The organism is Chromobacterium sp., assembly GCF_041912965.1.
Lineage (GTDB): Bacteria > Pseudomonadota > Gammaproteobacteria > Burkholderiales > Chromobacteriaceae > Chromobacterium > Chromobacterium aquaticum.
In genome coordinates this window covers 23,610-40,736 of sequence record NZ_JAYSGF010000045.1, presented here as the reverse complement: position 1 = coordinate 40,736, position 17,127 = coordinate 23,610, and the positions used below count along the sequence as shown (strand labels likewise).

Genomic DNA, 17,127 nt, shown 5'->3' with positions numbered 1-17,127 from the left:
TGGTACATGAGCATTTTGAGCTGGTTTTCAACGCCGTATCGCCGACGCGCAGCAGGCTTTGAACAGGTTCTTAGCGCTTGACCCGAGTCTGCGAACGCAGCTTGTAGCGCGACCCCGGGTGCGTCAGCCGCGCGAAACTGACCAGCTTCTTGTGCGACCAGGTGCGGCGCAACACCAATAGGCAGGGCTCTTGCGCGCTCATGTCCAGCATCGCCTGCTCCGCCGCGCTGGGCAGCACCGCCTCCACGCTGTGCTCGATATCGGTCAGCGGGCAGTTCTTCATCAGGAAGTCGTTGGGCGTGCGGCTGCTGAAATCCTGTTCCAGATAATCCGGCGCGAAGACTGGATTGACGTAGCGGTCTTCCAACTGGATGGCGACCTCGTCCTCACGGTGCACGATGAGCGAGCGGAACACCGTGCTGCCCTCCTTCACCGCCAGACGCAAAGCCACGTCCTCATTGGCCGCCACCGCCTTGAGCTCGTAGACGTCGGCGCTGTGGCGATGACCGCGCGCCTCGATCTCCTCGGCGATATTGTTGATGTCCAGCAGCGGCGACTCCGCCTTGCGCTCCGCCACATAAGTGCCGTCGCCGGCGAAGCGCAGCAGGATGCCGGCCTCGGCCAGATCTCGCACCGCCTTGTTGACGGTCATGCGCGATACCTGGAACTGACGCGCCAACTCCAGTTCCGGCGGAATCTTGCCGCCGGGCAGGAATTGGCGGGAACGAATGCCTTCAAGGATGTATTCCTTGATGCGCAGATAACGCGGTTGTGCTGTGGATGACACCTATCGGAACCCAGACTATTGAACGGTTTACACAAGGATTGTAGCCCAAAGCGGCACGGCGCCCCCTGATCCAGCGCAGACAAAACCGGCCGCGGGCATTGCCGCCGCCGCGCGGCTGCGCCAAGATGGAAGTCCGTCGCCCATTTGCGAGGCTCTCAATCATGACGCTAGAGCAATGGTTGCAAGAATATGACCTCAGCCACCGCCATCCCGTCAATATCCGCATCCACAAAATCTGCGTGCCCGCCATCGTGTTCGCGCTCCTGGGCCTGCTCTACAGCGTGCCGGCGCCGCTGAATCCGGCCTGGCTGGCGGTGGCCGCCGGCCTGCTGTTTTATTGGCGGCTGGGCCGCGCCCCAGCTGTGGCGATGGCGGTGTTGTGCCTGCCCATGCTGCTGGCGCTGGACATCATCGCGCGCGCCGGCCTGCCGCTGGCCTGGCCAGCCTTGCTGCTGTTCGCCGTCGCCTGGGTGGGCCAGTTCATCGGCCACGCAATCGAAGGCAAGAAGCCCTCCTTTCTGCGCGATCTGCAATTCCTGCTGATCGGCCCGCTGTGGACGCTGCGCCGCTGGCTGTAGCGCGCTATCATCGTTTCTTTTGCCCGGAAGCTCCGTATGTCCGCCGCCCTGCCTCCCGCCGCCGCGCTGTCCAGCCGCGCGCCCGGCGTCGATATCCTCCTGATCGCCACCCCGGACTTCCACGCCGAAATCTCGCTGCAGGGCGGACAATTGCTCGGCTTCCGCGCCGCCGGCCAGCAGCCGCTGCTCTATCTGTCGCCGCAGGCCGTGTTCCAGCCGGGCAAGGCGATCCGCGGCGGCGTGCCGCTATGCTGGCCCTGGTTCGGCCCGCACCCCGACGATGCGAGCCTGCCGGCTCACGGCGTGGCGCGCACCCATATCTGGCGCCTGGACGAGATCCGCGAGGACGCTGGCGCGTTCCACGTGAAACTGTCCGGCCCTGAGCGCGATGGTCTGAGCGCCGAGATCGAATACCACCTGGGCGCAACCCTGCAGGTGGCATTGACCACCCGCAACCACGGCGACCGCCCGCAACGCCTCAGCGCGGCGCTGCACAGTTATCTGGCGGTGGGCGACGCGACGCAAGCCTCGCTGTCCGGTTTGGCCGGCGCGCGCTGCCACGACAAGGTGACCGACCGCGAGGGCCGCTGGCCGGACACCGATTTCCATTTCCACGGCGAAGTGGACTGCATCGTGTACAGCGAACGGCCGGCCGTCCTGCGCGACCCGGTCTGGAACCGTTGCATCCGCGTCACAGCCGAAGGCGCCGGCAGCGTGGTGGTGTGGAACCCGGCGGCGGAAAAAGCCGCGCGGCTGAGCGACTTGCCGGACGCCGGCTGGCGCGACTTCGTCTGCGTGGAGACCGCCAACGCCGGCGACGATGCCCGATTGCTCGCGCCCGGTTCCAGCCACCGGCTGGCCTGCCGGCTGACACTGGAGCCCTTAGCCGCCGAGTGCGGGGTATAATGGCAGACCATAGCCGCCGCGACGCCTAGTCCGGCCGGTGGCGTTTTTCAGTTCCGGAACCCCTAGCGATGGCCAGACCAGACAAGATTTCCCGTTTCCTGCCGATCTCCTTTGCCAACGGCAACAGCGTGCGCCGCTTCGGCAAGCATTGCCCCAGCTGCCGCGCGATGGTGGGCTCGGAACACATGGAAGGCATCGCCAGCAAGCAGCAAGACAAGATTTTCCTGGCGGCCCAGGCGCGCTGCCCATCCTGCGGTGCCGGATTTCCGGTGCGCTGCGTGATCACCGACGACAAGCGCGTGCACCGCGTGCTGCTGCCGCACTGGGCTTTCCGCATGTGGCTACACATGGCCACCCGCAACGACCCGCAGCCGCCCGGCGAGGACAATTGGACGCTGGAGACGCCGCAGACTCAAGCCCCCCAGGGCACGGTGCTGCCGGACAACGCCTTCGTCACCCGCTCCGAGGAAGTGCTGGGTCGTTTCCAGGGCGAGCCCATCAACGCCTGGATCGAATACCAAGGCCAGCGCTTCGTGTTCGAGCGCGCCGCGCCGCCTAGCGGCGACGCCCGGCTGGACGCCAGCGAGCTGCTGTTTGAAGGCCGACTGATCTACCGTCAGGCCTGAAGGCTTCTGAGTCAGGACAAAGAAAACGGCAGCCCTTGGGCTGCCGTTGTCATGCGCGGCCTCGGCACATGTTTACAATCCCGCGCGCAAGGGCGAGACCAGGCGAAAACCGCTGAGAAAGCGGAATGTACACGTGGTACATGAGCACTGAGCTGGTACTCACCGTGTAACGCTTCACGACGCGCAGCAGATTATGAACAGGTTTCAGAGCGCCGCGGCCGGGTAGCGCTCCCTCACCCAGGCTTCGAAGCGGCGACACATCTCCGCCTCCCCGGCCTGGTTGTCGGCGATCAGCTCGGCGCCGTGCACCAGCCGTATCGTCGCGTCCAGCCGCTGCGGATAATCCTGCGCGTATACGCGCTCCGCCGCCGCCGCGATCTGCCGCTCCGCCTCCCGCCAGGCCTCGTCCACGCTGCGCTGGCAGGCCTCGGCCAGATAGCGGGCGTTGAAGTGCTCGCCGGTCAGGCTCAGCAAGGTGGCGTCGTGGCTCAAGCTATTGCCCGGCGCCCAATAATGTTCGGCCAGCAGCGGCCCGATCGCCGGGTTGTCGGTCAGATAACCATGCTCGCGCAGGAAGTGGGCGCGGGTCTGGTACACCGCCATATGCGCCAGCAGATAGCCGTGGTAGGACGCCGCCGACTCCTGGTTCAGCAGATGCGGAATCGCCAGCAGCGGCCGCGGGCCGCATTCGACGCCGAGAATCTCGCGCTCGCAACGACGCGCCAGCGCCAGCACCGTCTCCGGGCTCAACTCCGCCTCCGGCAACCGATACAGCTCGCGCTCGAAATAGGCGACCACGGCGATGGAGCGTTCGGCGAAGGCAAAGAAAGGCTGGGTCGCCTCGATGCGCGCGCGGATCAAAGCGTCCGGCATCGGCTCGCCCGCGGCGTTGCGCGCGTAGCGCTTCAGCCAGTCGGCGTCGTTGAGCAGGCTGTCGCAGAACATGCTCTGGGTTTCGGCGTAAGCCATCGAGGTGGGCGCGAACTCCTGCGAGAAGCACGGCGCGTTCTGGGTGACATTGGCGAAGTGGGCGGCGTGGCCGCCTTCGTGGAACAGGGTGTTGATCGCGCGCGCGCCGCTGCCCACCTGATCCGGCGTGGCGTCGGCGGTGAAATTGATCTGCCCCGACACCCAGCGGCCGCCGTCGTAATAACTGGGTATCGGACCGTGGCAAAAGCCGTTCTGGTACTTGCCCTTGCGTTCGACAAGGTCCAGCTGCATCGTGGCTTGCCGGTATTGCACGCCCAAACGGCGGAAACTCAGCACCCAGCGCTCCACCGCCTTGGAGAACGGCAGATAGGGATCCATCTGCCGGGTCACGTCGCCGCTCATGTGGAAGCGCAGATTATAAGGCTGCAGCGCGTCCTCGCCCTTGTCCTCCGCCAGCCGCCGCAGCGCTTGCCGATTGGCGTCGCGGGTGCGCGCCTCGAAATCGTCGAGCACGGCGAACAGCGCCTGCGGCGTCATCTGCTCATTCTTGCGCACCTTGTATTCGAAGTAATCGGCGCTGCCCAGGCTGCGCGCCAGCGCGTTGCGCTGTTTGACGATGTCGAGGAAACCATTGGCCAGCACCCAGCGCTCGAGATCAAGCAAGGCGTCGTGCGAGCTCTTGCGCGCGGCGAGATCCGGGTTGGTGGCCATATTGATCGCCAACATGGTCAGCGTCGCCTCTTCGCGCTCGCCGCGTTCATTGATGTGGCTGAGCGCCAGGTCGCGGCGCTTGGCGAACAGCTCGGCCTCCATCTCGATCAGCCTGCGCATCTGCTGCTGCGCCGCCGCGCTGTCGACGATATTGCTTTCAAACAGCGCCAGCCAGCCTTGATAGCCGTGCAGCAAAGCGTCGCGCTCGGCGCCGGACGGCTGCTCCCGCAGCCGTTCCAGCGCGGCGCGCACCGCGACCAGCCGCTCCGGACTGGAAATGAAGGCCTTGTACGCGGCTTCGGCGCGGGCGAAGCCGTCATGATCGTCGGACACCGCCATATAGGTATCCCAGAACAGGTCTTCCTTGGTCTTGTGCACCGCCAGGTAATCGCGGTTGAGTTGGTCGAACTCCGCGCGCAGTTCGGCAATCGCAGTCATCTTGCTGATTCTCCTTTGCGCTGGCCGTGGGCCGCTTGTGACGGCCCAGGACAGTCTGTTATGAAATTTGCATTGAGTGTGCGCGCCGGGATCGCACCGGTCAAGATTCAGCCGCCGCGCGCCAGCTGCAAGACTTCGCGCCGCGGACCGGAAAACGGCGGCGGCACCACGGACAAAAGCAGGCTCAGCCGCGGCCGCTCGCCCAGCGGCTGCACCACGAAGCCCAGCCGCCGCGCCAACTGCAGCATGGCGATGTTGCCGGGCGCGCAATCGGCCCAGATCCGGTGCCAGCCCAGCTGGCGATAGCCGAAATCCAGCATCACCCTCGCCGCTTCCAGCGCATAGCCCTGGCCCCAGGCCTGCTCCGCCAGCTCGATGCCGAAACTGGCCTCGCCGCCGCGTCCCAGGCCGCGCAGGCCGACCGAACCGAGCAGCGCCTTGTCCGCGCTGCGCCAGATCGCCAATTGCCAGCCGCGCCGGGGAGAGTCGCGCTGCTGCGCCAGAAAGCTCAACAACAACTGGCCGCTGCGTGCCGGCGTGATTTCTTCCGGTGGGTAATGTCGGGCGAATTCCCCGCCGCTGCGCACCAGCGCGTAAGCGCCGTGGTCCTCCGGCCGGAAATCGCGCAGCAACAGGCGACGGCTATAGAGCAAGGGACTCAGCATAAGCCGCCCTTCTCCAGCCGCAGACGATGAATGTCGCGTTCCAGCTCGACGCGTCGATGTTCAACTGCTTGGATGGAAGTGTGTTCGCGCAGCCAGGCGCGCTCGGTCGACGCCATGCGGTCGTCGCCAAGAATGTCGCGCAGCAAATGCCGCGACAGGGGAAAAAAGAACAATGCCATGATGGCGGTACCTGTAAAGAACGATAAAGATCATGGACGTCCGGCCCGCGGGGGGCGGGCGGAGGTCCGGCATGCGCCGCCGGGCTGGTGGAGCCTGGCGACGCAGCGCAGTCTGCTACCGGGATGGCATGGCGTCAAGCATAATCTGAGCGAAACATCCGCATGACATGAAAAGAAAAAACCGGAGCGCCGCCCGCGTCGACGCTCAGCGCCACCAGCCCAGGTAGCGAGCCAGGCTGGTGGAAATCGCGGCATCGGTCAGGCCCAGTTGCAGGCCGACCAGCGCGGCGTAAAGCTGCATGCCGTGCTCGTCCGGCATATAGGGCAGCGCCCAGTCGCTGAGCATCGGATACAGCAGCCAGGCCAGCAGCAAGCCGCCGCCCAAGGCCGCGCCCACCCAGGCGCGGGAACGCGCGCGCAGCGCCAGCCGGATCAGGATGTCGGAACCAAAGAAAACCACACTCACCAGATAGAGCGCCATGACGCGCCTCCTTGCAAAGTAACGGCCACATTCCGCCGCAAACAACGCGGGGACGGCCTGGGACGGATGCTTGTTTTTGGGGCAAACAGGGCGGCAATGGCATCGCAACGATGCATGGGTGGCGCGGTGCGGCCGCGCTCGAAACGCTTGAACGACAGGCGCGGGCCGGCTTCGGCTCGGCAATGGGCTGGCGCCGGAAACACTCGGCGCTCAGCCCATTGAGTGGTTTATAGCAAACTCTCCTAATGAAAACAGCCCGCATTTCTTGCGAAACGCGGGCTGCTCAGACGGCGGGAAAACTCAGGCCGCGGCGGCGCGTCGCCCTTGCCACAACTGCAACAAGCCCGCGGCGGAATACAGCAGCAGCGCCGCCCAGATCAGGCCGAAACCCAGCGCGCGGCCGCTGTCGAACGCTTCGCCGAACAACAACACGCCCAGCGCCAGCTGGATGCTGGGCCCGATGTACTGGATCACGCCCACCGTCGCCAGCTTGAGCCGGCGCGCGCCGGCGGCGAACAGCAGCAGCGGCACCGCGGTCACCACCCCGGCCCCCATCAGCAGGCCGGTCTGCGCGGCCGAACCATGGCCGAAGGCGCCCTGCCCCTGCCACTCGAACCACAACAGCGCCAGCACCGCCAGCGGCGTCATCAGGAAGGTTTCCAGCGCCAGCCCTTCCAGCGAGGCCAGCGGCGCCTTCTTGCGCAGCAGGCCGTACAGGCCGAAGGTAGCCGCCAGCGACAATGCGATCCACGGCAGCGCGCCGGCGCTATAGGTGATCCAGGCCACGCCGGCCGCCGCCAGCAGCAAGGCGGTGTTCTGCAGGCCGCTCAGACGCTCGGACAAAAAGATCCGGCCCAACAGCACATTGAACAGCGGATTGATGAAATAACCCAGGCTGCCCTCCACCACGTGGCCGGCGTTCACCGCCCAGATATAGATCAACCAGTTCAGCGACAGCAGCAAGGAGGACAGGCCGAAAATGGCCAGCTTGCGCGGCTCGCGCACCGCCGCTGGCAGCCAGCCCCAGTGATTGCGCACGGTCAGGATGATGGCGACGAACACCGCCGACCAGGCGATGCGATGGCACAGAATTTGCAAAGCCGGCACGTCGTGCAGCGGTTTCCAGTACAAGGGAAACAAGCCCCAGCAGATAAAGGCGGCAACGGTGAAAGCGACGCCGCGGCTGCTTTCGGAAGAAGAAACAGAACTCATGGGATATCACACAGCAAGGGAGGGGCTCAGGATGACAGCTTAACCAAATTGCCGCGGCGGAAAAACCGTCAAGTAATCAACAGATTGTTCAGTAATTAAAACAATGACTTTCCATGATCGCTCTATGCTGCGTTGGCACAATCGCCGCAGTCGCCGTCCACATCAGTCAATCTCTTTGACGTTGACGTAAACGTAACTTATAGTCCGATCAAATAGAGAAAAGACTCTAGAAACCAGCCCCGGACCAGGGACCGCGCCGGCATGCCGACGATCAAAAAAACACCGGCTGGAGATGGAGCTCAACCGCTGACAGCAAAGGAGAAGCCGTCGGCGCCACATAGACCGCAAACATGCGGCGGGCGCAGACACGCCGGGCCGCCGCCCCGGATGGAGCCTGTTTACGATCGTAAATAGGTTCTTGAAAGGCGGTGGCGCCGGGCCAGCGGGTCTAAAACTTAAGGAGAAGGCCGGCCACACGCGTCCACAAGGCGCAGGCCGGCCCCATCGCCACAAGCGATGGGTCGTCCGCCGCGCGGCGCTTGCGCCCGCCGGACGCGCCCGAGAATGACAGGAGGAGAAACCATGTCGATCCGCCACGCAGACCTGGAAGAAAAATACACGGCCCCCACCGGCCAGGTGCTGATGACCGGGATTCAGGCGCTGGTGCGCCTGCCCATGCTGCAACAACAACTGGACCGCGCCGCCGGACTCAACACCGCCGGCTACGTCACCGGCTACCGCGGCTCGCCGCTAGGCAATGTCGACCAGACCATGCAGAAGGCCGAGAAATACTTGAAGGAACACAATGTGGTGTTCCATCCCGGCCTCAACGAAGACCTCGCCGCCACCGCGGTGTGGGGCACCCAGCAGGTGAATATATTCGACGGCGCCAAATACGACGGCGTCTACTCGCTGTGGTACGGCAAGGGCCCCGGCGTGGACCGCTCCGGCGACGTGCTCAAGCACGGCAACGCCGCCGGCACCAGCCGCCACGGCGGCGTGCTGCTGGTGGCCGGCGACGACCACGCGGCCAAATCGTCCACCTTTCCACACCAGTCCGACCACATCCTGGCCGCCAGCATGATTCCGGTGCTGAGCCCGTCCGGAGTGCAGGAAATCCTGGACTACGGCCTGCACGGCTGGGCGATGAGCCGCTATTCCGGCTGTTGGGTGTCGATCAAGGCGATTTCCGACACCATAGAGAGTTCGGCCATCGTCGACATCTCACCGGAACGGCTGCAGTTCAAGATTCCGGCGGATTTCCCGCTGCCCGAGGACGGCCTCAACATCCGCTGGCCGGATGCGCCGCTGGCGCAGGAAAAACGCGTGCTGCACCACCGCCTGTACGCGGCGCTGGCTTACGCCCGCGAAAACAAGCTGAACCACATCACGCTGGATTCGCCCAAGCCGCGGCTGGGCATCATCACCTGTGGCAAGAGCTATCTGGACGTGATGCAGGCGCTGGACGACCTGGGCATAGACGAGGCGTTGGCCGCCGATATCGGCCTGCGCATCTTCAAGGTGGGCATGGTCTGGCCGCTGGAGCCGGAAGGCGTGCGCCAGTTCGCCGAAGGCCTGGAAGAGATTCTGGTGGTGGAGGAAAAACGCCAGATCATCGAATACCAGCTGAAAGAGCAGCTGTACAACTGGCGCGACGACGTGCGTCCGCGCGTGGTGGGCAAGTTCGCCGAAAAGGGCGAATGGGCGCTGCCTCACGGCGACTGGCTGCTGCCGGCCGCCGGCGAGCTAACCCCGGCGATGATCGCGCGCGCCATCGCCGGCCGGCTGGCGCTGATCTTCGACAGCCCCATCATCCACGACCGGCTGAAGTTCTACGACGAAAAAGAAGCCCAGTTGGTCCAGCCGCGCGAATCCATCGCCCGCGTGCCGCACTACTGCTCCGGCTGTCCGCACAATACCAGCACCAAGGTGCCGGAAGGCAGCCGCGCCGTCGCCGGCATCGGCTGTCACTACATGGCGCACTGGATCCAGGCCGACAGCACCAAGACCTTCACCCAGATGGGCGGCGAAGGCATCACCTGGGTGGGCCAGGCGCCGTTCACCCACACCAAGCACATCTTCACCAACCTGGGCGACGGCACCTACTTCCACTCCGGCCTGCTGGCCATCCGCGCCGCGGTGGCGGCCAAGGTCAACATTACCTACAAGATACTGTACAACGACGCGGTGGCGATGACCGGCGGCCAACATGTGGACGGCTATCTGGACGTGCCGATGATCACCCGCCAGCTGGCGGCCGAGGGCATCAAGCGCATCGTGATTACCAGCGACGACCCGGACAAATACCAGAACGTCCAGGGCCTGGCCGCCGGCGTGGAAGTATTCCACCGCCGCGAACTGGACCGGCTGCAAAAAGAGCTGCGCGAGACCGAGGGCACCACCATCCTGATCCACGATCAGACCTGCGCCGCCGAGAAACGCCGCCGCCGCAAGCGCGGCGACTTCCCAGACCCGGCCAAGCGCGCCTTCATCAACCAACAGGTGTGCGAGGGCTGCGGCGACTGCGGCCAGAAATCCGGCTGCCTGTCGGTGCTGCCGGTGGAAACCCCGCTGGGCCGCAAGCGCAAGATCGACCAGTCCAGCTGCAATAAGGACTACTCCTGCGTCGAGGGCTTCTGCCCCAGCTTCGTCACCGTGGAAGGCGGCCAGCTGAAGAAATCCGCCGGCAGCAGCGCCAGCCTGAGTTCGCTGCCGGCGCTGCCGGAGCCGACGATTCCACAAGTGCATGAGCCGTTCAGCATCATGGTCACCGGCGTCGGCGGCACCGGCGTGGTCACCATAGGTCAGGTGCTGGGCATGGCCGCCTACCTGGATCGCAAGGGCGTCACCGTGCTGGACATGGCCGGCCTGGCGCAGAAAGGCGGTTCGGTGTGGTCGCATGTGCGCATCGCCGACAGCCAGGACAAGCTGCACGCGGTGCGCATCGCCGCCGGCGACGCCAATCTGGTGCTGGGCTGCGACCTGGTGGTCACCGCCGCCGAGGAAGCGCTGGCCAAGATGCGCGACGGTTTCAGCCACGCCATCGTCAACAACTACGAATCGCCGACCAGCGCCTTCCTGAAGAACCCGGACGTGCGCTTCCCCAGCAAGGCGATGAAGGACGCCATCGTCGAATCGGTGGGCGCCGGTCGCTACAGCGAGGTCAACGCCACCCGCCTGGCCACCTCGCTGCTGGGCGACGCCATCGCCAGCAATATGTTCATGCTCGGCTACGCCTGGCAAAAGGGTTTGGTGCCGGTGACGCTGGAAGCCATCATGGAAGCGGTGCGCCTGAACGGCGCCGCGGTCAAGTTCAACCAGGACGCCTTCAGCTGGGGCCGTCACGCCGCCCATGATCCGGCGCGCATCGAGGCGCTGGTCAGCCCGTCAGCGGTGGTGGCCTTTGTTCCACGTGAAACTCCGGACGCGGTGCTGCACCACCGCTCCAGCGCGCTGACCGCCTACCAGAACGCGGCGCTGGCCGAACGTTACAAGACGCTGGTGGCACGCGTGCGCCAGGCCGAGGAAGCGCTGAACCCGGCCAGCAATGCGCTGACGCTGGCGGTGGCCAAGAACTACTTCCATGTGCTGGCCTACAAGGACGAGTACGAGGTGGCGCGGCTCTACACCGACGGTCAATTCCAGCGCGAACTGGCGCAACAGTTCGACGGCGACTTCCAGCTGCGCTTCCACATCGGCGCCAGCTGGATCACCGGCGGCCAGCCGCGCAAAGTGGCTTTCGGCCCCTGGCTGCTGACCGGGATGAAGTGGCTGGCCAAGCTGCGCTTCCTGCGCGGCGGCATGCTGGACCCGTTCTCCTGGCAGTCGGACCGCAAGCTGGAGCGGCGGCTGATCGGCGAGTTCGAGCAACAGGTGGAAGCCCTGCTCGGCGGCCTGACGCTGGACACGCTGCCGCGCGCGGTGGAGTTGGTGAAAACCTGGGAAGGCGTGCGCGGCTTCGGCCACATCAAGGAGCGCAACTACCAGCAGGCCAAGAGCAAACAGGCGCAGCTGCTGAGCGAGTTGAAGCCGGGAGGCAAAAGCCGCCAGGTGGCCTAAGAACCTGTTTACGATCTGCTGCGCTTCGTGGAGCGTTGCACGGTGAGTACCAGCTCGAAATGCTCATGTATCACTTTCGCCTTGTCTCGCCCTAGCTCGCGAGATCGTAGACAGGTTCTAAGTTGAACAGATTGAAGTTGCTGTAAACGTAGTACCCGAGTGTTCCTACAGCTTGCGGGCGTCGACCATGGTCGACGCCCTCTTTTTTTCCACCCGTTCTTTCTGCCGGCTGCGCCCATCTCGAATTGAAAATGCCAATCGCATTTTCTAGTATTGAAGATGCTGCACTGCTGCCAACTCAAAACTCGAACAATCCAATAAGGAGACTTGCCATGCCCCTGACCCCTCGCCACTGGCTGCTCGCTTCCGCCTGCGCGCTCATGCTCGGCTGCGCGTCCACTCCCGGCAGCGACCGCTGTGCCGGCCAGACCCAGCCGACCTTGCCCGGCATGGCCGCGGTGGACAATCCCGATCTGCTGAACAGCGCATTGGGCCAGCCCGGCAAAGGCGGCCTGTGCGCCGGCCAGGTGCGACGCCAGGAGCCGGCGGATCAAACCGTCACGGTCTACCGCGTGTACGACAACAATAAGGTCAATTCGCGCCTGGGCCGCTGGTGGTCGTTCAATCAGCCGCGGGGCCCGGTGGCCGCCTACCGCGCCGCCAACGCTATCTGCCCGAGCTGGAGCCAGCTCAACCGGGTGGTGCGCTGCCAGCTGAAAGTGGGCGCGCAAGTGGCGGTGGGACCCGGCCAGAGCGCCGATTGCGCGCCGGACGCCAATTACCCGCCGTCGGCGGTCAACCAGGTCTACATTCCCAACTCAGGGCCGGACACCTTGTGGGTGGAGCAATGCCAGGACATGGGCGATTTCCCGCCGACCTCTTGAGCCGGGCTCCGGATCTGCAGCGCTGCGGCGCGATAGATTGGAATAGGGTTTGAAAACAATGTTTTAAACGTCGCGGCCGGCGAAGCAATCCACGATGAAATCGATCAACACCCTGACCTTGGCCGGCTGCGGCTTTTTATTCGGATACACCAGGTAGACCGCGGCGCCGGGCGTGTCGTAATCGGCCAGCACCCGGCGCAGCCGCCCCGCGCTCACCGCGCCGGCGGCGACGAAATCCGGCAGGCGCGCGAAACCGGCGCCGGCCTCAGCCAGCCGCTCGTTGAGGCTGTAATCGCTGATTTGCAGCCAATGCCGCGCCGCCACTTCCTCCACCTTGCCGCCTTGGGTGAACAGCCAGTGCGCGCCGGCGCGCTGGCCGGCGTGGATCACGCAAGGCAGCGCCGCCAAGTCGGCCGGCCGCTGCGGCGCGCCATGGCGCTGCAACAGGCTGTCGGCGGCCACGATCCAGTCGCGGGTATGGAACAGGCAACGCGCCACCAGCGACGGCGCCAGTTGCGGCGCGCTGCGGATCGCCAGGTCATAGCCGTCCGCCTCCAGGTCCAGCAAGGCCGGGCTGATGTCCAGCTCCAGCCGCACCGCCGGGTATTGTTGATGAAAAGCCAACAGTAGCTCGGCCATGAAGGCGCCGCCGAACATCGCCGGCACCGTCATCCGCACCCGCCCGCTCGCCTCCTCGCGCAGTTCGCGCATCGCCGCGGTGGATTGCCGCAACAGTTCGCGCAGCTGGCGGCAGTACTCCAGATACCGCGCGCCGGCTTCGGTCAGCGTCAGCCGACGCGTGCTGCGGTATAGCAGTTGCACGCCCAGCTCCCGCTCCAGCCGGCTCAACTGCTTGCTGATCTGGGATTTGGAGCTGTGCATCGCCGTGGCGGCGGCGGTGATGCTGCCGGCCTCCACTACCGCCAGGAACGCCAGCGCCAGTTCCGAAGAAGGTTCAATTGTTTCCATATTGATTCCAATCATTCCACATTTCCCCGGTTTTTCCCAAGCCGCGCGCCGCTTATGCTCAGTGCTCCCCACACCGGAATGCATGAAGGAGCGAAACATGAAGATTTTATTGATCGGCGCCAGCGGCCACATCGGCCAGGCCGTCATCGCCGCCCTGGACGGCCGTCACGAGGTGATCACCGCCGGCCGCCACAGCGGGGACGTCCGCCTGGACATCGAGGACGAAAACAGCATCATCGAACTATTCCGCCGCCTGCCCAGGCTGGACGCGGTGGCGGTGGCCACCGGCGGCCGCAACGGCCACCTGGCGCCGCTGAGCGAGATGCGCGCCGAGCACTACCGCGTGGGCCTGGAATCCAAGCTGCTGGGCCAGGTCAACACCGTGCTGCACGGCATGGACAAACTCAATGACGGCGGCTCCTTCACTCTGGTCGGCGGCGTCAGGGACCCGCAGAGCATCGTGCCGCTGTTCAGCAATCTATATATGGTCAACGGCGCGCTGGAAGCCTTCGTCGTCGCCGCCGCCACCGAGCTGCCGCGCCGCCAGCGCATCAATCTGGTGGCGCCGCTGCTCTTGAGCGAGTCCGCGCCGCAATACGGCCACCTGTTCCGCGGCGCGCCGCAAGTGTCCGCCGCCGAGGTCGCGCGCGCCTACAGCCTGAGCATAGAAGGCATACAGAGCGGGCAGATTTACCGTTTCGGCGCCGGCCACGGCTGAGGCGGCATGGTTGACGCCTCCCGTCTAAGCCATCAGCATGGTCGTTTGTTCCAACAAGAGAAAACGACCATGCGCCTTAAATCCATGCTCGCCGCCGGCCTGTGCGCCGCCCTATTCCACGCCGGCCCAGCGCTTGCCGCCGAAGACAGCGTCGCCGCCGCCAAAGCGCTGCTGCAGTCCATGCGTTACGACGAGATGATCGTGCAATCCATGCAGCAGATGGAAAGCACCATGCAGCAGCAAATGGAGCAGCAGCTGTGGCAAACCCTGCCGGACTGCGCAGAAACGCCGGACTGCAAAAGCAAGGCCAGCGCGCTTTTGCAGCAGGTGCTGAAAACCCAGCAAGACTATTTCCGTTCGCCCGAAACCCGCAAATTGATGAACGAGATGCAGGTCCAGGCGCTGAGCAAGAATTTCAGCGTCGCCGAAATCCACGAGATGAACGCGTTTTATCAAACCCCCACCGGCAGCAAGATGTTGCGGCTGATGCCCAAGATCATGGCGGAAACCGGCCCGCTGCTGATGAAGGACATGGGCCAGCGCCTGCTGCCCAAGCTCAAGCTGCAAATGGATGAGTTCGCGCGCCAGCACAGCGCGCGCTGAGAGCCGGTTCCAAAGTCTCGCGAGCGAAGGCGAGACAAGGCGAAAACGAGCGAAAAAGCGGAATGTACACGTGGTACATGAGTATTTCGGAGACGTTTTCAACACCGTCTCACTGAAGCGGCGGATGACAAAACGGGGCCAAAGGCCCCGTTGTCGCACTTGCGCCGCTCAGCCCTGGCGCACCACCATCGCCTGCTCCGGCGCCGGGAAGCCGCCGGCGGCCAGGGTTTCGCGAATGGCGCGGTTGCTGTCGAAATACACCTGCCAGTAATCCTGCGGCTTGCAGTACGGCCGCACCGCCAGCACCGGGCCCAAGGGCGTGAACTCCAGCAAGCCGATGTCCGGCGCCGGGCTGGCCAGCACATTGGGCACCTTGGCCACCGCCTCCCGCAACAGGCTCATCGCCGCCGCGTGATCGGCGCTGGCCGCCAGCTGGGCTTTCAGGTCCACCCGCCGCTGTTCGTTGACGCTGAAGTTCTGGATGGTGTCGGAAAATATCTTGTTATTGCCTATCAGGGTCAGCACTCCGTCCGGCGTATCCACCGCGGTGGCGAACAGGCCGATGTGCTTGACCGTGCCGACGATGCCGGCGACGCCCACCGCGTCGCCCACCTTGAACGGCCGCAGCACCACCAGGAAGATGCCGGCGGCGAAATTGGCCAGCAAGCCGCTCCAGGCCATGCCTATGGCCACGCCGGCGGCGGCGATCACCGCGGCGAAGGTGGTGGTCTGCACTCCGAAGAAGCCGAGGATGCCGATCACCAGCACGATGGTCAGCGTCACATCCAGGAAGGATTTCACATACTGGCGAATGGTGTGGTCCAGCGACTTGCTGGCCAGCTTGGCGTCCAGCATCCGGGTGGCGAACTTGATCAGCCAACGGCCGACCAGCCACAGCAGGATGGCCGACACGATATTGAGGCCAATCTTCACCGCCAGATCCGCCCAGTGGCTCCAGTTGATGGCATCCATTTGTAAATCCCCTTTTTAACGGTTTCGCAACATGATTAAAGATAGGAGCTTACTGCAAAAATACCAAACGAATCTTGCGGCCTCGCCGGCCGTGGCTTCAGGCCTCCGCCAGCGCGCGGCAGGTCTCGCCTATGCCGCCCTGAATGCGCAGATCGAACGCATGATCCATGCGCGTGGGCGTGTAATTGATCAAGGCGGTGGCCACGCCGGCCTGCGCCGCCTCCAGCGGGATCAGATTGACCGGCGACACCTCCAGCGATGAGCCCAGCACCAGCAGCAGCTCCGCCTGCAGCGCGGCGTCGAAGGCCAGGTCGATCAAGGGCACCGCCTCGCCGTACAGCACCACGTCCGGCTTGAGCACATCGTGGCACAGTCGGCAGATGGGCAGCGGGTGGTGCAGGATGTAGTCCAGCGCATGCGTGGTGCCGCAGCCGGGGCAGCTGGCGGTCAGCAGGCTGCCGTGCAGCTCCAGCACCCGGCTGCTGCCGGCGCGCGCGTGCAGGCCGTCGATATTCTGGGTCAGCACCGTCACCCGCTTGCCCTGTTGCTCCAGTTCCGCCAGGAACTGGTGGCCGGCGTTGGGCCGATAATCGCCGATCAGCTTGATGCGAAAAATATCGCGGAACGCCTGCCAGAACGCCTCCGGATCGCGGCGGAAATAATCGATGGACACCACCTCGGCCAGGCTCATGCTGCGCGACCACAGGCCGTTGGCGGAGCGGAAATCGGGGATGCCGGATTCGGTGCTCATGCCGGCGCCGGTCAAGGCCACAATGGTTTCCGCCTGCTCCAGCATCTGGCGCAGGCGGTGGATTTGCTCGGACATCTATGCATTCCAGCTAGTGAATTAAGCAAAATGTTAAGCCAGGCTCGGCCCGCGGCAACCGCGCCAAGCCCCAGCTTAACTTTTTCATGACAAAGGCTCAGCCGGCCGTTGGCACAGGGTATTTGATGGCGTTCTTGGCCATCTTGTCGCGGACCGCCGCGTCCAGATCCACCCCGGTCACCATCGCCAGCCGCGTCAGGTAGAGCAGCACGTCGGCGATTTCCTCCTGCAGATGGGTGAAGCGCGTCGGATCGGCGCGCAGCGCGGCGGCTTCCTCGTCGCTCAGCCATTGGAAGATTTCCGCCAGTTCGCCCACCTCGCCCACCAGCGCCAGCATCAGGCCGCGCGGCGTGTGGTAGCGGTTCCAGTCGCGTTCATCGGCGAAACGCTGCAATGCGGCGGTGAGTTTTTCAGTAGAGATCAGGGTTTCGCTCATCGTTCTATCCGGGTTTCACGTGGAACAACAGCCGCTTGCCGCCTCAGAGCCTGTTCAAGGCTCGCGAGCAAGAGCGAGACAAGGCGTTGCGGCTGAGAAAGCGGAATGTACACGTGGTACATGAGCATTTCGAAGCGGTACTCACCG

The 17,127-nt window shown here is 64.6% G+C and carries 17 protein-coding genes; 7 read left to right on the top strand and 10 right to left on the bottom strand.

Translation table 11 applies throughout. The annotated features are described in order from the left end of the window. Positions 1–70: 70 nt before the first annotated feature. Positions 71–787, bottom strand: a complete 717-nt coding sequence (gene hutC, locus ACE3QM_RS19525) for a histidine utilization repressor (protein ID WP_374424203.1) — start codon at positions 785–787, stop codon at positions 71–73. A gap of 161 nt (positions 788–948) precedes the next feature. On the opposite strand from hutC, the gene ACE3QM_RS19520 reads away from it, so the two are divergent. From ACE3QM_RS19520 to ACE3QM_RS19510, 3 genes are all read left to right on the top strand, one after another. Continuing rightward, on the top strand, positions 949–1,365 hold the full coding sequence (locus ACE3QM_RS19520) for a DUF962 domain-containing protein (RefSeq protein WP_374424201.1): 417 nt from the start codon (positions 949–951) through the stop codon (positions 1,363–1,365). 36 nt (positions 1,366–1,401) lie between these two features. Continuing rightward, a complete protein-coding gene (locus tag ACE3QM_RS19515; RefSeq protein WP_374424199.1) occupies positions 1,402–2,271 on the top strand; it encodes a D-hexose-6-phosphate mutarotase in 870 nt (289 codons plus the stop codon). A gap of 68 nt (positions 2,272–2,339) precedes the next feature. Beyond that, positions 2,340–2,897, top strand: coding sequence for a hypothetical protein (locus ACE3QM_RS19510; RefSeq protein WP_374424197.1), 558 nt, complete (start codon positions 2,340–2,342; stop codon positions 2,895–2,897). Between the two features lie 204 nt (positions 2,898–3,101). Here the strand turns inward: ACE3QM_RS19510 and ACE3QM_RS19505 are convergent, their stop codons facing one another. The 5 genes from ACE3QM_RS19505 to rarD form a co-directional block, all read right to left on the bottom strand. Beyond that, the gene (locus ACE3QM_RS19505) at positions 3,102–4,976 is read right to left on the bottom strand and encodes a M3 family metallopeptidase (RefSeq protein WP_374424195.1); all 1,875 of its coding nucleotides are present in this window, start codon (positions 4,974–4,976) and stop codon (positions 3,102–3,104) included. Positions 4,977–5,083: 107 nt separating this feature from the next. Further along, positions 5,084–5,641, bottom strand: coding sequence for a GNAT family N-acetyltransferase (locus ACE3QM_RS19500; RefSeq protein WP_374424192.1), 558 nt, complete (start codon positions 5,639–5,641; stop codon positions 5,084–5,086). Continuing rightward, positions 5,635–5,820 carry a hypothetical protein gene (locus tag ACE3QM_RS19495; protein WP_231461156.1) on the bottom strand — a complete coding sequence of 62 codons (186 nt, stop codon included), beginning with the start codon at positions 5,818–5,820 and terminating at the stop codon, positions 5,635–5,637. The genes ACE3QM_RS19500 and ACE3QM_RS19495 overlap by 7 nt, the downstream gene beginning before the upstream one ends. 205 nt (positions 5,821–6,025) lie before the next feature. Further along, the gene (locus ACE3QM_RS19490) at positions 6,026–6,301 is read right to left on the bottom strand and encodes a hypothetical protein (protein WP_231461157.1); all 276 of its coding nucleotides are present in this window, start codon (positions 6,299–6,301) and stop codon (positions 6,026–6,028) included. 300 nt (positions 6,302–6,601) lie between these two features. After that, positions 6,602–7,513, bottom strand: coding sequence for an EamA family transporter RarD (gene rarD / locus ACE3QM_RS19485; protein ID WP_048408508.1), 912 nt, complete (start codon positions 7,511–7,513; stop codon positions 6,602–6,604). A 582-nt stretch (positions 7,514–8,095) separates the two neighbouring features. On the opposite strand from rarD, the gene ACE3QM_RS19480 reads away from it, so the two are divergent. Together ACE3QM_RS19480 and ACE3QM_RS19475 are read left to right on the top strand one after the other, a co-directional pair. Continuing rightward, positions 8,096–11,572 carry an indolepyruvate ferredoxin oxidoreductase family protein gene (locus ACE3QM_RS19480; protein ID WP_374424189.1) on the top strand — a complete coding sequence of 1,159 codons (3,477 nt, stop codon included), beginning with the start codon at positions 8,096–8,098 and terminating at the stop codon, positions 11,570–11,572. Between the two features lie 332 nt (positions 11,573–11,904). Further along, positions 11,905–12,456: a hypothetical protein gene (locus tag ACE3QM_RS19475; protein WP_374424188.1), complete on the top strand. Its 552-nt coding sequence runs from the start codon at positions 11,905–11,907 to the stop codon at positions 12,454–12,456. A 63-nt stretch (positions 12,457–12,519) separates the two neighbouring features. On the opposite strand, the gene ACE3QM_RS19470 is transcribed toward ACE3QM_RS19475, so the two are convergent. After that, positions 12,520–13,425 carry a LysR family transcriptional regulator gene (locus ACE3QM_RS19470; protein ID WP_374424187.1) on the bottom strand — a complete coding sequence of 302 codons (906 nt, stop codon included), beginning with the start codon at positions 13,423–13,425 and terminating at the stop codon, positions 12,520–12,522. A gap of 97 nt (positions 13,426–13,522) precedes the next feature. Here ACE3QM_RS19470 and ACE3QM_RS19465 point away from each other — a divergent pair, with 97 nt between their 5' ends. Together ACE3QM_RS19465 and ACE3QM_RS19460 are read left to right on the top strand one after the other, a co-directional pair. After that, positions 13,523–14,143 carry a short chain dehydrogenase gene (locus ACE3QM_RS19465; RefSeq protein ID WP_374424186.1) on the top strand — a complete coding sequence of 207 codons (621 nt, stop codon included), beginning with the start codon at positions 13,523–13,525 and terminating at the stop codon, positions 14,141–14,143. Positions 14,144–14,212: 69 nt separating this feature from the next. Continuing rightward, complete coding sequence (locus tag ACE3QM_RS19460) at positions 14,213–14,746, top strand: DUF2059 domain-containing protein (RefSeq protein WP_197081379.1); 534 nt, start codon at positions 14,213–14,215, stop codon at positions 14,744–14,746. Between the two features lie 168 nt (positions 14,747–14,914). Here the strand turns inward: ACE3QM_RS19460 and ACE3QM_RS19455 are convergent, their stop codons facing one another. From ACE3QM_RS19455 to ACE3QM_RS19445, 3 genes are all read right to left on the bottom strand, one after another. Then, positions 14,915–15,718, bottom strand: a complete 804-nt coding sequence (locus tag ACE3QM_RS19455) for a mechanosensitive ion channel family protein (protein WP_374424183.1) — start codon at positions 15,716–15,718, stop codon at positions 14,915–14,917. Between the two features lie 97 nt (positions 15,719–15,815). Next, complete coding sequence (locus tag ACE3QM_RS19450) at positions 15,816–16,544, bottom strand: NAD-dependent protein deacylase (protein ID WP_374424181.1); 729 nt, start codon at positions 16,542–16,544, stop codon at positions 15,816–15,818. Between the two features lie 97 nt (positions 16,545–16,641). Further along, positions 16,642–16,980: a nucleotide pyrophosphohydrolase gene (locus tag ACE3QM_RS19445; protein ID WP_374424179.1), complete on the bottom strand. Its 339-nt coding sequence runs from the start codon at positions 16,978–16,980 to the stop codon at positions 16,642–16,644. Between the last annotated feature and the right edge of the window lie 147 nt (positions 16,981–17,127).

Coding starts and splice junctions, on each gene's coding strand:
- ACE3QM_RS19520 (WP_374424201.1), top strand. CDS start 949: ATGACGCTAGAGCAATGGTTGCAAGAATATGACCTCAGCCACCGCCAT.
- ACE3QM_RS19515 (WP_374424199.1), top strand. CDS start 1,402: ATGTCCGCCGCCCTGCCTCCCGCCGCCGCGCTGTCCAGCCGCGCGCCC.
- ACE3QM_RS19510 (WP_374424197.1), top strand. CDS start 2,340: ATGGCCAGACCAGACAAGATTTCCCGTTTCCTGCCGATCTCCTTTGCC.
- ACE3QM_RS19505 (WP_374424195.1), bottom strand. CDS start 4,976: ATGACTGCGATTGCCGAACTGCGCGCGGAGTTCGACCAACTCAACCGC.
- ACE3QM_RS19500 (WP_374424192.1), bottom strand. CDS start 5,641: ATGCTGAGTCCCTTGCTCTATAGCCGTCGCCTGTTGCTGCGCGATTTC.
- ACE3QM_RS19495 (WP_231461156.1), bottom strand. CDS start 5,820: ATGGCATTGTTCTTTTTTCCCCTGTCGCGGCATTTGCTGCGCGACATT.
- ACE3QM_RS19490 (WP_231461157.1), bottom strand. CDS start 6,301: ATGGCGCTCTATCTGGTGAGTGTGGTTTTCTTTGGTTCCGACATCCTG.
- rarD (WP_048408508.1), bottom strand. CDS start 7,513: ATGAGTTCTGTTTCTTCTTCCGAAAGCAGCCGCGGCGTCGCTTTCACC.
- ACE3QM_RS19480 (WP_374424189.1), top strand. CDS start 8,096: ATGTCGATCCGCCACGCAGACCTGGAAGAAAAATACACGGCCCCCACC.
- ACE3QM_RS19475 (WP_374424188.1), top strand. CDS start 11,905: ATGCCCCTGACCCCTCGCCACTGGCTGCTCGCTTCCGCCTGCGCGCTC.
- ACE3QM_RS19470 (WP_374424187.1), bottom strand. CDS start 13,425: ATGGAAACAATTGAACCTTCTTCGGAACTGGCGCTGGCGTTCCTGGCG.
- ACE3QM_RS19465 (WP_374424186.1), top strand. CDS start 13,523: ATGAAGATTTTATTGATCGGCGCCAGCGGCCACATCGGCCAGGCCGTC.
- ACE3QM_RS19460 (WP_197081379.1), top strand. CDS start 14,213: ATGCGCCTTAAATCCATGCTCGCCGCCGGCCTGTGCGCCGCCCTATTC.
- ACE3QM_RS19455 (WP_374424183.1), bottom strand. CDS start 15,718: ATGGATGCCATCAACTGGAGCCACTGGGCGGATCTGGCGGTGAAGATT.
- ACE3QM_RS19450 (WP_374424181.1), bottom strand. CDS start 16,544: ATGTCCGAGCAAATCCACCGCCTGCGCCAGATGCTGGAGCAGGCGGAA.
- ACE3QM_RS19445 (WP_374424179.1), bottom strand. CDS start 16,980: ATGAGCGAAACCCTGATCTCTACTGAAAAACTCACCGCCGCATTGCAG.